We start from the raw sequence: 13,299 nt of genomic DNA, 5'->3' as shown, positions 1-13,299 counted from the left end.
TCCTTTAGTTGGTGTGGCTTGCTGGGCTGAGCAGTTGCAGTGCTTTGGCTAGCAGGCCAGGTTCTTTCGGGTTCAACCAGTTCACCCGTGGGTCGGCGTTGAACCAGGTCAATTGGCGGCGGGCGAACTTCCGGGTGGCCACGATGGTGTCCTCGATGGCCTGGCCCCGATCGATCTTTCCGTCCAGATAGTCGGTGTACTGCTGGTAGCCGATGGCGCGAGAGGCGGTCTTGCCTTCGCGCAACCCATGGCTCAGCAATTCGGCGACTTCCTCCGCGAGGCCCATACGGTCCATTTTGCGCACGCGTTCGGCGAGTGTCTCGTGTAACGCTGCGCGCTCGTAATTTAGTCCGATCTGCAGTGCCGGCAGGAAGTACTCGCGGTTGGGCATGTAGGAGCTGAAGGGACGCCCGGAAATTTCGAAGACCTCCAACGCGCGGATGGCACGCCGGGTATCGAGGTTGCGGTCCGCGGAGATCGGGTCCACCCGTGCCAGCCGGCGGCGCACCTCGCCATCCCCGTGCGCTTGCACCTCGGCTTCGAGGCGGCCACGGACCTGACGGTCGGTGGGCGGGAAATCGATCACGTCGAGCGCCGCGCGCACGTAAAGACCCGAGCCGCCTACCATGATCGGCACCTTGCCGTGGGAGCGAATTCGGTCAAAGTGATCGCGGGCCTGGGCCTGGAACTGGGCAACGGAGGATTCGTCGCGCACATTCATGATGTCCAGCAGGTGGTGCGTGATGCCGCCGCGCTCGGCTTCGGCAAGCTTAGCGGTGCCGATGTTCATGCCTCGGTAGAACTGCAGCGCATCGGAGTTGACGATTTCGCCGCCCACCGCTTGGGCCAACGCGATGGCCAGATCCGATTTGCCGGTTCCGGTGGGCCCGACGATGGAGATCACCGGCAGCTGTGTGGAGTTCATGCGGTTAGCTGCGCGCCTTCAAAGTTGGCATGCCCAAGTTGGTTCTGCTTGCCGCGCCGCCGCTGCCGGCAGTGGGCACCGCGCAGCTCTCGGCTTGCGCCCGATCCCATGCGTCACCGGCTCGGGAACGACGCAGTGAATACTGCTCGAGCTTCGGATCGGAGACGAGGTGGAAGGCCGCGGCCTCGGTGATCGGCACGGTGACCAGATCACCCGGGCGCGGCTCCTGGGCGCCTTGGGGCACGGAGAAGTGCACCAGCCGCTGGTCTTGGGCGCGGCCGGCCAGACGGTGGGTTTCCTCGGACTTGCGTCCGGACTGTTCGGTGACCATGACTTCCACGGTCCGTCCCAGCTGCTTGGCGTTTTCTTCCTTGGCAATGCGGTCCTGCAGTGCGGTGAGCCTCTCGAAGCGTTCCTGCACTACAGCCTTGGGCAGCTGGTCGGCCAGATCGGCAGCGGGGGTGCCCGGACGCTTGGAGTACTGGAAGGTGAAGGCGGTAGAGAAGCGCGACGCCTCGACCACGTCAAGAGTTGCTTGGAAATCTTCCTCGGTTTCGCCCGGGAAACCGACAATGATGTCGGTGGTGATCGCCGCGTGCGGGATGCGCGTGCGCACCTTGTCCAGGATGCCGAGGAATTTCTTGGAGCGGTAGGAACGGCGCATGTCCTTGAGAACCTTATCCGACCCGGACTGCAGCGGCATGTGCAGCTGCGGCATCACATTCGCGGTTTCGGCCATCGCCTCGATGACATCGTCTGTGAACGCTGCCGGGTGCGGGCTGGTGAAACGCACCCGTTCCAGGCCCTCGATTTCGCCGCAGGCACGCAGGAGCTTGCCAAAGGCCAGCTTGTCGCCAAACTCGACTCCATAGGAGTTCACGTTCTGTCCGAGCAAGGTCACCTCGATCGCGCCGTCGGCGACCAATGCCTCGATTTCGGCGAGGATCTCGCCCGGGCGACGGTCCCGTTCCTTGCCGCGCAGCGAGGGCACGATGCAGAAGGTGCAGGTGTTGTTGCAGCCTACCGAGATGGACACCCAACCGGCGTACACCGATTCGCGGCGCGTAGGGAGAGTGGAAGGAAAGACATCCAGAGATTCGAGAATCTCCAGTTCCGCCTTTTGATTGTGCTCGGCGCGGTCCAGCAATGCAGGCAGCGAACCAATATTGTGCGTTCCGAAGACCACATCCACCCAAGGGGCCTTCTTCAGGATCGTTTCGCGGTCTTTCTGCGCCAGACAGCCACCAACAGCGATCTGCATTCCCGGCCGACGGTCTTTGATGCTCTTGAGCATCCCGAGATTTCCGTAGAGCTTGTTGTCAGCGTTTTCACGGACCGCGCAGGTATTGAACACCACGACGTCCGCTGCTTCGTCTTCATCCTCTTCGGCTCTGCGGGCCAAGCCCGCGCCTTCGAGCAATCCGGACAGGCGTTCGGAATCGTGCACGTTCATCTGGCAACCGTAGGTGCGTACCTCGTAGGTGCGCGAAGGCTTCACGGTTTCTGCTGGGGTCATCTCGTCAAACTCACTCACCCCTCAAGGTTACCGAATCTTAAGCGGGGCTGAAACGCAGGCATACCTAGGACGAAATATGCCAACTTGTGCTCAGCCGACGGTGCGAGAGCTATGCATCAATGACATAATCCCATGAGCAGAAGTCGGATGCGTTCTGCGCTTCTCCGACTGGACGAGGCCTTGAGTCTTTAACGAAGAAACCGGCCCACAGGCCTCTCACCATGGACGAGAGCTACGCGAGAACGCGCAATACCCAGAGGTGTGAAGCCTTTTTGGTGATGCCTGCCTCGCGCCTCGGTTTCAACCCGCTGGATCTGGCGCATGCCGGGCGCGCGAAATCTTATTTGAACTGTTCGGGGACCCTGCCGTAGCTGTACCAGACGATGTCATCGTCCATCGCGTTCGCGTAGGCCAATCGCGGGTATGTCAGGGATCCCCCTTCATAAGTAAGCGATCCGGCGGCGCATTCGCCTGGAGCTAGCACGCGTTCATCTAGCTGGTTGGGCGTCGGGACCATTTCCGCATAGACATAGCCGTCGTTGAGCATCGTGAAGTCATTGGGTGAAATTCGGCGTTGTGTGTCCGGGGCAACACCCTCTGCATTGGTGTCCTCGCCCGCGCAAATATTTATGTCTACGCTCACCACGTATTTTTGGCGTTCCAGGGTCGGATGCTTGATCTCAAAGTCCGAGGTGCTCAGGACTGTGCCGTTGGCCAGTTCGGCGGATTCGGTGATGTTCAGTCGTTCGAAGGCCGGTTCCGCCTCATGTTCCGCTTTTGCCTGGATCGCTGCGGCACCGAAGAGCACGCCGCTGACGGCTATGACGCTTCCCCACATAATCCCGAGCGCGGTTCTGCGGCGGTTGCGCCAGTGCGCGGCATCGGCTTTGGTGGGCCTCGACTCGACACGCAACCGAGGTGTCGAGGCAGCAATGCGTTGTGCGACGCGTTTACGAAGAGATTTCTTGAAAATGTAAAGCTGCGGATAGATCGTCACCATGCGCAGTTTTTCATCGAGGATGAACATGGTGCCCAGCGAGTCTTCCAGAACCGCGAGCAAAGTCGCGGTTTCTACAGCGTTTCCTGCCGTGGAACCCGGCCATTTAAACCGCTGCCAATGCTCCATGGCGATGGAGTCACGGCCGACCACCAGGGGCGGAATTGGAGCGAATGGACCGCCCTTAAAACCGCGTGGTGCCCAATACTTGTAGCGGTGAGGCCAGACAGCTGCGGGCAAGGACAGTGCGTTGAATACATCCGAGGAAATATCGGTTGTCGATTCTCTACTTCGGGGACTGTGACCGGCTAGCAAGTCATCCGGATCGACAGCCCCATGCAGCGTCCCGGAGGCGCTGGCAATGATCTCGCGGATCTCGCTTTCCAGCGTGCTTTCATCCGGTTCCATCCCGAGCACAACTCGAGTCCGCTGCATCGGCGCGTGGACTACATCGCCTGCGTAGGCCAGCATATCGGCGATCCAGGCATCCGGGATCAGCGTCATCGAGGTGGCAAAGTCACGGATTAACTTGCGTCGCTGCTGTTCGTTGAGCATATGGCTCAGGTGGAAGATCGCGCAGAAGTCTTCGCCCATGCCGACGTGTTCAACTCCGACGTTGAATTGTTCATTGACGATATCTTGGACGCGCTGGGCCAGCTGGCGCTTGAGTATCTGGGAAGCCAACAATCCGGCCCCAGAGCGTGGGACCAACACGGAGAGAACGACCGGAGAATTATTTCCGTGTACCGCGCCGGTTTCGTTTGCGGCGGCAATTTGCTTGAACGGGTCGAGGGTCACCAAACGCGAGGCAGGAATCTGGTACCGGTTGCGTTTGGGGGTGCCATCTGCCCAGGTGTCAATCATCGCGCCCACTGCGCCGATACGCACCGGATAAACGTGGCCAATGAGCGAGGCGTCATTAGTGTAGAAAACCGCCGGGGTGCGTTCGGCGTTCGGGTTGAGCCGCGCGAAGGTCTCGCGGGCCGGTTCTTCGATCTGCTCCGGGTAGGCCAGCAGCTCGGTTAAAGCCGCAGCGTTTTTGCCCGTGCGTTGCAGAATATCGGCGGGCCAGAAGATGTTTTCATGTTGGATGGGCAAGGTTCCAGCAGGGATGGCAGCGGAAGCGAACAGCTCGGGCAAGCGATTCCACGCGGCGGCAACGGTAACGCTATCCCCGCGTACGGTGAGGTCAGTGGTATCGCTGGCCACACGAACATGAACTTCGGGAAGCGAGCTGCGACCAGGTCCCAGTTCAACCGGGCGCGAGAGTTCTGCGCGAACGGCTGAGATGACGGTGGCGAGGGTGCCCGAATTTTCCAGTTTCTCGTTGAGCAGACCGATTCCGAAGGTGACGCCAAGAATGGTTTGGGAGTCGATGGGCTCTTCAAGTTGCCAGTTACTGCCATGCCACACGGCCATATTTCTTCCCCTGCTAATGCGGAACGTGGCACCAATGGCGTGCTCCGGTATCCGTGGTGAGGATTCAATCTATCAATCGAGTGGGCCCTCGTCGCTGAATTACCCGGCGGGTGGCGTGGTGTTGCAAAACACAGTTACCGGGCTCCGTAGCGCTCTTCCCATTCTTCGCGAGCCACCTTGAACGCCATCGAACCGTGGTAGCCCTTGCGCCCGAGCATTCCTACCAGCCGGCGTAGCGCCTTATCTCGATCCAGGCCCATAGAGGCCGGGCGTAGTTTGGCACGCACCAGTTCGCGAGCACGTTCTTCTTCGGCCTCGTCGTCAATCTGTTCCAGCGCCTCGGCGGCCACTTCGTCTTCAATGCCTCTAGTGCGCAGCTCGCGGCGGATCGCACCACGGGCGAGGCCGCGGGAGCGGGCGCGGGCAACAACCCAGGATTTGGCGAAGCGCTCGTCATCGACCAGGTCCAGTTCGGCGTAACGCTCCAGGACCTCGTCGGCGATGTCCTCGGGACATTCCTTTTCCAGCAGCTTGTCTTTGAGCTGTTTGCTGGTTTTGTCGCTTGCGGTGAGCTGCCGCAAGATGATGCCACGGGCCTTTTCCCGCCATTGGTCATCACTGAGCGCTTCCGGTTCGCCCGCCTCACGGGCTGCACGGCGTTCGGTTCTGGCCTGCCGGCGTTCTTTCTTTGTCGGACTTTCAACTTGCGGGGCGTTGCTGGACACGATATTTTCCATCGCGGCGCGAAGCTCATCGACGGTTTGCGGTTTCGCCGGCTCTGCGGTGCCCTGCAGGATTTGCGTTCCCTGGCTGCTCTTGGCTGGGCGGGCGGCACGCTTGGGCGCAGGTTCTTTCAGCGCCGCTAGCTCTTGCTCGGTGGGTTTAGCCCAATCCGGCATTTGATCGAAGTCACCCTGAAACTGCGCGGAAACGGACGTAGCGTCCGACCCGGATCCTGATCCGGGTCGGACGCTACGTTTCTGAAAGCCTGAGGCCACTACTTATCGCCCTCGACGATTCGCAGGTCGGCTTCTCCTTCTTCTCCGCCAATGATGCCGAGCTTGGTCAGGATCTGACGTTCCAGCTCGTTGGCCAGATCGGGGTTGTCACGCAGGAAGCGACGAGCGTTTTCCTTACCCTGGCCAAGCTGGTCACCGTCGTAGGTGAACCAAGCACCGGATTTCTTGACCATGCCGTGTTCGACGCCCATATCGATCAGGCTGCCTTCGCGGGAAATGCCGTGGCCATAGAGGATGTCGAATTCTGCCTGCTTGAACGGAGGAGCCATCTTGTTCTTGACGACCTTGCAACGGGTACGGTTACCGACGGCGTTGGTGCCCTCCTTGAGGGTTTCAATGCGACGGATATCGATACGCACCGATGCGTAGAACTTCAGTGCTTTACCACCGGTGGTGGTTTCCGGGCTACCGAAGAAGACACCGATCTTTTCACGCAGCTGGTTGATGAAGATTGCGGTGGTCTTCGAATTGGAGAGACGACCGGTGATCTTACGCAGCGCCTGTGACATCAGACGTGCCTGCAGGCCAACGTGGGTGTCGCCCATTTCGCCTTCGATTTCGGCGCGTGGCACCAGCGCTGCCACGGAGTCGATCACGATAATATCCAGTGCGCCGGAGCCCACCAGCATATCCATGATTTCCAGGGCTTGTTCACCGGTGTCCGGCTGGGATACCAACAGTGCATCGGTGTCCACGCCAAGCTTCTTAGCGTATTCAGGGTCAAGTGCGTGCTCGGCATCGATGAAGGCCGCAACGCCACCGGCCTTCTGCGCGCTGGCAACTGCGTGCAGGGCCAAGGTGGTCTTACCCGAGGATTCCGGACCGTAGATTTCTACGACACGGCCACGAGGCAGTCCGCCTATGCCCAGCGCGACGTCCAATGCCACCGAACCGGTGGGGATGACCTCAACGGCAGCGCGGGTGGTGTCACCCAGACGCATAAGCGAGCCCTTGCCGAAGGCCTTATCGATTTGGCCCAGAACGGACTCGAGAGCCTTTTCCCGATCATTACTTGCCATGGTTCACCTTTGGTCATGCAGGCCATCGCGCGACCTGCCAATCAATCTTTGTACTGTATCTAGACAGTATGAGCGCCAACCGACACTTTAGACCGCTTGGGCCCGAGGTGTGGACAAACTCTTCGTGCTGTTGTTTCTAGAATAACCCAATCCGAACAGATGTTCGAAATCACCGGGCGGTGTTTCGAATATTTTCGATTCTTCGAAGACACCGAATCTCCTTGGCCGCAGGCGGCTAGGAGTCCTTGGGCTCGATATCCATGCCGAGCCAGCGCTCGGGTGGGACATCTTGCACGCGGCAAATCGCTTCCCACACCTGCCTGGGTTTAATTCCCTTGCGCAGCGCCTGGGTGGCGTTAAGGCTGCCCAGCTCCGTCAGCGCGAGCGAGTCGGCGAGAGTGCGCGAATAGCCCGAACCAAACTCTTGGTCCATGTTCCGCCAGAATTCACTGTTTTTCACGAGTTTTATTCTTCCATGCATAACGCGAGGGCCCTCGCATTTGCGAAGGCCCTCGGGTCGAGAAATTAGGTCGGAATTAAACGGATGCCAGAGGTTTGCCGTTACGTCCATCGACGTCCATGGCGAACTCGTTAGTCAGATCCAGTGGAACGGTATCCGGGATGACCACGCCTTCAGCCAAGGCGATACGATCGGACACTTCACGGAGCATCAACGACAGCGGCACCTCCAACGCGGTGCAGATCGAAGAAAGCAGCTCGGAGGATGCTTCCTTCTGTCCGCGTTCAACTTCGGATAGGTATCCAAGTGAAACGCGAGCGCTATGGGAAACCTCGCGCAGGGTTCGTCCCTGGCGCTGGCGAACATCACGAAGGACGTCACCGATTTCATGTCGGAGTACTACCATTTTGTGTTCCTCCTTATCGGGCTGGACCGAATGGGCTTCTCCCATATCGCGCCAACGGACGACACCATTGACAGTTACGGGTTGCTTCACCATGTGTATAGCCTCTACTCCTAGGTCCTTCTCGAAAGATGCTTCTTATCCGAAGAGCCAGACCTTGCGGCCCTTCAATTTGTACAACATCAAGTTATACGTTTTTGTTCCCGACACCTTACCCTAATCACAAATATGCGACGTACGCCACATTGAGACGGATTATTGTGAAGATCAAGGGGAATAATAGTATTGCTTCTCTTACTGTGAAGAAGCTTTACCCAAAATGGCAGCTAGCTGATTGATTGCCGCTGTGGTGCTTCGTTCGCGGATCTGCGCCCGGTCCCCGACGAAGTGGTGGGCCACGAATCCGGATTCGTTCCCATGCGCCCAACCGATGAACACGGTACCGACGGGCTTGCCGTCATGGGCCTGCGGCCCGGCGACGCCGGTGGCCGAAACCGTCAGCTCCGCGGCGCAGGCGCGCTGGGCACCGACTGCCATCTGCCGCGCAACTTCGCCATCCACCGACCCGACCTCCGCCAGCAGCTGGCTATCCACGCCGAGCAGCTCGGCCTTCACCTGCGAGGAGTAGCTGATCACTCCCCCGCGTAATACCGCCGACGCCCCGGAGACCTCGGCCAGGGTGGCAGCGATCATCCCTGCGGTCAGCGATTCGGCCGTGGCTAGTTGCTTGCCTTGGGAGATCGCCTGGGCGATTACCTGGGCCCCTTGGTTTTGCATACGTCCTGGCCTTTGCTAGTTTGCCTTGGCGGCGGCGCGCAGCTTGACAGCTTTCCACACGTATTCCAGCCCGGTGAGCACGGTAACCGCCACGGTGAGCAGCATCAGAATGAACGCGAGCGTGCCCAGCCATTCGATCGTCTGGGTAAATGGCAGCAGGTAGAGGCCGATGACAACCGCCTGCATCACGGTCTTGACCTTGCCGCCCATATTCGCGGCGATCACCCCGTAGCGGATGACCACCAGGCGCAGCAGGGTGATACCCCATTCGCGGACCAGGATGACGATGGTGACCCACCACGGCAGCTCGGTGAGAATGGACAGCACCACCAGCGCGGAACCGGTGAGCAGCTTATCCGCTATGGGGTCGGCGATTTTTCCGAAGTTGGTGATCAGCCCGCGGCTGCGAGCCAGGTCCCCGTCGAGCTTGTCGGTGTACATGGCCACCACGAACAGGCCCAAGGCCACCCAGCGCCACAGTCCCTGCTCCCGTTCGTCGGCCAGCAGCGCCCACACGAAGAAGGGCACCATCAGGATGCGGATGGTTGTCAGGACGTTGGCGATGTTCAAGTTCGGGACCGGGGCGTGCGCCGGTGAATTCTCCGGGTGCGGCTCTTGCGCGCTCATGGTTTTAGTTTCTTCCTGTCAGGTCCCAGGCGTCCTCGCCCGGTTCGTCGGCTTCGTCGTAGTACTCGGTGGCCGTTGCGCGATTGGCGAGGTCCTCGGCAACCAGGTCCACCGGTGCGGCGTGGTTCACGTTGGCCTCCTCGACCAGGGCCTGCTCGGCGGCGGTGGCTTGGTGGGTGGCACCGTCATCCCCGCGCATGGCGGCGAGCACCATCGGCAGATCATCTGGCTGGATCAGCACATCGCGGGCCTTCGAGCCCTCCGAGGGGCCGACCACACCGCGTGATTCCATCAAGTCCATCAGGCGTCCGGCCTTGGCGAAACCGACGCGCAGCTTGCGCTGCAGCATCGAGGTGGAGCCAAACTGGCTGGTGACCACAAGCTCGGTGGCCTGCAGCAGGAGATCCAGATCGTCGCCGATGTCCTCGTCGATCTGCTTCTTCTTTTCGGCCACCGGGGTGACGTCGTTGCGGTATTCGGGTTTCAGCTGCCCCTTCACGTGCTCGACCACGCGCTGGATCTCGGATTCGGTGACCCATGCGCCCTGCACGCGCATCGGCTTGGAGGTGCCCATGGGCAGGAAGAGCGCGTCGCCCTGGCCCAGCAGCTTCTCCGCGCCTGGCTGGTCCAGCACCACGCGGGAGTCGGTGACCGAGGAAGTGGCGAAGGCCATGCGTGAGGGCACGTTGGCCTTGATCAGCCCGGTGACCACGTCGACGGACGGGCGCTGGGTGGCAAGGACCAGGTGGATGCCGGCGGCGCGGGCCAGCTGGGTGATGCGCACGATGGAATCTTCGACATCGCGTGGGGCGACCATCATCAAATCCGCGAGCTCATCGACGATCACCAGCAGGTACGGGTAGGGCTTCATGATCCGCTTGGAGCCCTCGGGCGGGACCGCCTTGCCGGAGCGGACGCCCTTGTTGAAGTCGTCGATGTGCTTGTAGCCGAAGTTCGCCAAGTCGTCGTAGCGGGTGTCCATTTCGCGGACCACCCACTGCAGGGCCTCGGCGGCTTTCTTCGGGTTAGTGATGATCGGGGTGATCAGGTGCGGAACGCCCTCGTAGGCGGTCAGCTCCACGCGCTTGGGGTCAACCATCACCATGCGCACCTCATCCGGGGTGGAGCGCATCAGGATGGAGGTGATCATCGAGTTCACGAAGGAGGACTTGCCCGCGCCGGTGGCACCTGCCACCAGCAGGTGCGGCATCTTGGCCAGGTTCGCCACGACGAAGCCGCCCTCGACGTCCTTGCCTACGCCCATGACCATCGGGTGTTCGGTTTTGCGCGCGTTATTCGAGCGCAGCACGTCGCCCAGGGCGACGATTTCCTTATCCGTGTTCGGGATCTCGATGCCGATGGCGGATTTGCCGGGGATCGGCGAGAGGATGCGCACGTCCGAAGAGGCCACCGCGTAGGAGATGTTCTTGGACAGCGCGGTGACCTTTTCCACCTTGGTGCCCGGAGAAAGCTCGATCTCGTAACGGGTTACTGTGGGGCCGCGGGAGAAGCCGGTGACACGGGCATCGACCTTGAACTGCTGCAGCGTATTGGTCAGCGCCGCGACGATTGCCTCGTTGGCCTCGGAGGCTTCCTTGGCCGGCGGTCCGGCAGGCAGGAAGTCGTCCTGCGGCAGGGTGTAGGTGACATCTCCGGAAAGCTGGAGCTGCTCGGTGCGCTGCGGGATGGGGGCCAGCGCCGGGGTCGGACGAGTGTGGTTGACCGCGACGGTGGGGATCGCGTCGGTCGCCGGTTCCGCCTCGGAGTTGCCCAGACCCACCTGATCCATAATCGCCGCCATCTCGGCTTCGGCCTTGGTGGGGCGCTTGACTCCGGGAGGGGGGCCGGCGGGTGCCGCGGGCTTGGCCTCGAAATCGGGGCGGGAGATCGCCTGCGTGGCGGTGGAATCCGCGTTATAGACGTCGGTGACCGGCAGCGCGTCCGTGGCCGGCTCGGCCGGCTCAATGACCGCCTTGTCGTAGGCGACGTCGCCGGTGCGCTCGTCTCCGGCCTCGCCGTCCACGTTGTAGACCTCGGAGACGAGTTTGGCTTCGGCCCGGCGTTCGAAGAAGTTCTTCTTCTTGGGCTTCGGAGCCGGTGCCTCCTGCACTTCATCCGCGTAGAGATAGGACTGGTCATGCGATTCGGCGTTCGGGTCGAGCACCGGGCTCTGCGCCACGGTTGACGCGCTAGGTCCGCGGTGCGGATCCTGGCCGAGCAGTCGGTGGTAGCCGATGCGCACCCGCGAAGCGATCTGCAGCGGCGGAGTCGCGGTCACGACCAACAGCGAAAGAATGAGGAAGAAAATGTGCACGGTCATCGCGCCGGGAACCGAGATCAGCATGCCCAGCGGAGTGCCTAAGATCGAGCCGACCATCCCGCCGGCGGCCCAGAGCGAGGCGAAGTCAGCGGTGACCGCGGGCGAACCGTTGGCCAAGGCGGCCACAGAGGAGCCGGCCATGGTCATCATGAAAAGACCAATGCCGATCCGGTTATTCGCGGAATCGGCCTCCGGGTAGCGGAAGAGGCGGAAGGCGCCGATGACCAGAACCACCGGCAGCAGCACGGCCATGAAACCCAGCGAGCCTCCGGCAACCGCGTGCACGCCCCGGCCGAACCAACCCACGTCCCGCAGACCCCACCATTCGACGATGGCAACGGTGATCGCGATCAGCGTCAGGAACAATCCGGTTCCGTCGCGGCGCAGCTCGAAGTCGGGGCGGACGGTGGCGCCGATTCGGCGGAAGGCACCGCCAAAGATCCGGGCGATGCCCATCCACACGCTGCGAATTGCGCGCAGCGGAAGGGCGAGATCCTGTTCCGGGTTCTCGGGAGTTTTTTTGGCAGGCGAAGAGCCCGACGTTCGCGGTTTGCGCGTCGTCGGCTTCTTCGCCCCCTGCGACTGAGTGCGTGAGGCCATAGCTCTAGGGTATCGCCACCTACTGGATACCGGCCGAATTTACACGTCTGCCCGGGGATTGGTGCAAGCTAGATAATCATCACGTGGCACCGTTTCGAGAACGCCGCATTCTGTCGGTGGGCACCGGCATACTTTTTTCATGGTTGATTTTGTTCAGAGCAAGCAATCCACGGCACTGCTTGAACGGCGCCCGCGCGCCGCCTCGATTCCGTGCGTGCCAACATCGGATCATGTCGCGTCGGCGTTCCATGCGGCTTTCATTGCGTGGACGACCCCGGAAATCGCCGGTAGAGCGGACGTGATCCATTGGATCATCGCCATCCGCGACGAGCATCAGCGCGTGTCCACTCATCAGGTGCAATCGAGTTCGCCGCGGCCATTGGTTGACATCATCGAGCACTTCGAGCGGCTGCTCGCGCAGCACAAATCCAGTACCTGGGTATCGATTCCGAAGAGGCATTGGTACCTGCCCAGATATCTCCAAGAGGCCGGATTCGCAGTGACGCGAGGACTGAACGACGTGAATCAAGCATCCAGCGTGGTGCATCGGGAAGTGGAGATCGCCAAGAATCTTCAGACCAGCGCCGCGATCCAGGCAGGAAGCGTCTTGGATAAGCCGATGGCCATTGCCCTTCGGGGACACCAACCCCAACATGATCCTGCGCTTCAGCAGTGGCAGCCGGAGTATTGGGACCTTGCTTCCCAAACGCCATCCAGCATTGCATTGGCGGTCGATGCCTCGAGCGATCCCACCGGCGCATCCGCGGTCGCACTGCTCAGCGAACACGGGGACGCGATCATCTACGGCGGCGAGTCCTTCGACTCGATCAGCATGCTTGAATTTAATGCGCTGATCGTGGCTTTGGAATACCTCGAGATAACCCGGCCGGCCAGTGCAACCATTTACACCGATTCGACCGATGCCTATCGGGTGGCCCAAGCCCTGGCGCAGTACGGCCGATGCGACGCCGGTTACTGCGGAATCAGCGAAGATTCCAAACACCGCTTCATTCGGGTTTGGAATCGCGTTGAATCGCTTGTTGCCTTCGACCGGGTGCAAGGGCACAGCGGCCACGCGCTGAACGAAGGAGCCGACCAGCTGGCTTGGGCCGTGCGGGCGGCTTCAAAGCTCCCCCGGGAGCAAGCCGAAGAACGGTTGATGTCACGGATTGCAGAGATCCGCCAAGCGTTCACCGGTGGCTGCCGCTGAGCGGCAA

The 13,299-nt window shown here is 61.1% G+C and carries 11 protein-coding genes; 1 reads left to right on the top strand and 10 read right to left on the bottom strand.

Features of this window, described 5'->3' with window-relative positions:
• Positions 1 to 4 precede the first annotated feature (4 nt).
• The 10 genes from miaA to LG294_RS05140 all read right to left on the bottom strand — a co-directional run bounded on the left by miaA (position 5) and on the right by LG294_RS05140 (position 12,082).
• Positions 5 to 925, bottom strand: coding sequence for a tRNA (adenosine(37)-N6)-dimethylallyltransferase MiaA (gene miaA, locus LG294_RS05185; RefSeq protein ID WP_404290166.1), 921 nt, complete (start codon positions 923 to 925; stop codon positions 5 to 7).
• Between the two features lie 4 nt (positions 926 to 929).
• Positions 930 to 2,441 carry a tRNA (N6-isopentenyl adenosine(37)-C2)-methylthiotransferase MiaB gene (gene miaB, locus LG294_RS05180; protein WP_404291649.1) on the bottom strand — a complete coding sequence of 504 codons (1,512 nt, stop codon included), beginning with the start codon at positions 2,439 to 2,441 and terminating at the stop codon, positions 930 to 932.
• A gap of 340 nt (positions 2,442 to 2,781) precedes the next feature.
• Entirely contained in the window at positions 2,782 to 4,857 is a 2,076-nt protein-coding gene (locus LG294_RS05175) for a hypothetical protein (RefSeq protein ID WP_404290164.1), read from the bottom strand.
• Positions 4,858 to 4,991: 134 nt separating this feature from the next.
• Positions 4,992 to 5,756 carry a RecX family transcriptional regulator gene (locus LG294_RS05170; RefSeq protein WP_404290162.1) on the bottom strand — a complete coding sequence of 255 codons (765 nt, stop codon included), beginning with the start codon at positions 5,754 to 5,756 and terminating at the stop codon, positions 4,992 to 4,994.
• Positions 5,757 to 5,854: 98 nt separating this feature from the next.
• Entirely contained in the window at positions 5,855 to 6,895 is a 1,041-nt protein-coding gene (gene recA, locus LG294_RS05165) for a recombinase RecA (RefSeq protein ID WP_404290160.1), read from the bottom strand.
• A 235-nt stretch (positions 6,896 to 7,130) separates the two neighbouring features.
• A complete protein-coding gene (locus tag LG294_RS05160) occupies positions 7,131 to 7,355 on the bottom strand; it encodes a DUF3046 domain-containing protein (protein WP_404290158.1) in 225 nt (74 codons plus the stop codon).
• Positions 7,356 to 7,431: 76 nt separating this feature from the next.
• Entirely contained in the window at positions 7,432 to 7,854 is a 423-nt protein-coding gene (locus LG294_RS05155; protein WP_404290156.1) for a helix-turn-helix domain-containing protein, read from the bottom strand.
• A gap of 198 nt (positions 7,855 to 8,052) precedes the next feature.
• Positions 8,053 to 8,535 carry a CinA family protein gene (locus LG294_RS05150; RefSeq protein ID WP_404290154.1) on the bottom strand — a complete coding sequence of 161 codons (483 nt, stop codon included), beginning with the start codon at positions 8,533 to 8,535 and terminating at the stop codon, positions 8,053 to 8,055.
• A 15-nt stretch (positions 8,536 to 8,550) separates the two neighbouring features.
• Entirely contained in the window at positions 8,551 to 9,162 is a 612-nt protein-coding gene (gene pgsA, locus LG294_RS05145) for a CDP-diacylglycerol--glycerol-3-phosphate 3-phosphatidyltransferase (protein WP_404290152.1), read from the bottom strand.
• A 4-nt stretch (positions 9,163 to 9,166) separates the two neighbouring features.
• Positions 9,167 to 12,082 carry a DNA translocase FtsK 4TM domain-containing protein gene (locus LG294_RS05140; RefSeq protein ID WP_404290150.1) on the bottom strand — a complete coding sequence of 972 codons (2,916 nt, stop codon included), beginning with the start codon at positions 12,080 to 12,082 and terminating at the stop codon, positions 9,167 to 9,169.
• A gap of 139 nt (positions 12,083 to 12,221) precedes the next feature.
• Between LG294_RS05140 and LG294_RS05135 the strand changes: the two genes are divergently transcribed.
• A complete protein-coding gene (locus tag LG294_RS05135) occupies positions 12,222 to 13,292 on the top strand; it encodes a ribonuclease HI (protein WP_404290148.1) in 1,071 nt (356 codons plus the stop codon).
• The last annotated feature ends 7 nt before the right edge of the window (positions 13,293 to 13,299 follow it).

This window comes from Glutamicibacter arilaitensis, assembly GCF_044793945.1.
GTDB lineage: Bacteria > Actinomycetota > Actinomycetes > Actinomycetales > Micrococcaceae > Glutamicibacter > Glutamicibacter arilaitensis_B.
Note: the sequence above shows the minus strand (reverse complement) of the source record. Positions and strands in the feature narration are given on the sequence as shown.

What these genes read in the sequence shown, in the direction of transcription:
- miaA (WP_404290166.1), bottom strand. Translation starts at nt 925, where the DNA reads ATGAACTCCACACAGCTGCCGGTGATCTCCATCGTCGGGCCCACCGGA.
- miaB (WP_404291649.1), bottom strand. Translation starts at nt 2,441, where the DNA reads ATGACCCCAGCAGAAACCGTGAAGCCTTCGCGCACCTACGAGGTACGC.
- LG294_RS05175 (WP_404290164.1), bottom strand. Translation starts at nt 4,857, where the DNA reads ATGGCCGTGTGGCATGGCAGTAACTGGCAACTTGAAGAGCCCATCGAC.
- LG294_RS05170 (WP_404290162.1), bottom strand. Translation starts at nt 5,756, where the DNA reads ATGCCGGATTGGGCTAAACCCACCGAGCAAGAGCTAGCGGCGCTGAAA.
- recA (WP_404290160.1), bottom strand. Translation starts at nt 6,895, where the DNA reads ATGGCAAGTAATGATCGGGAAAAGGCTCTCGAGTCCGTTCTGGGCCAA.
- LG294_RS05155 (WP_404290156.1), bottom strand. Translation starts at nt 7,854, where the DNA reads ATGGTGAAGCAACCCGTAACTGTCAATGGTGTCGTCCGTTGGCGCGAT.
- LG294_RS05150 (WP_404290154.1), bottom strand. Translation starts at nt 8,535, where the DNA reads ATGCAAAACCAAGGGGCCCAGGTAATCGCCCAGGCGATCTCCCAAGGC.
- pgsA (WP_404290152.1), bottom strand. Translation starts at nt 9,162, where the DNA reads ATGAGCGCGCAAGAGCCGCACCCGGAGAATTCACCGGCGCACGCCCCG.
- LG294_RS05140 (WP_404290150.1), bottom strand. Translation starts at nt 12,082, where the DNA reads ATGGCCTCACGCACTCAGTCGCAGGGGGCGAAGAAGCCGACGACGCGC.
- LG294_RS05135 (WP_404290148.1), top strand. Translation starts at nt 12,222, where the DNA reads ATGGTTGATTTTGTTCAGAGCAAGCAATCCACGGCACTGCTTGAACGG.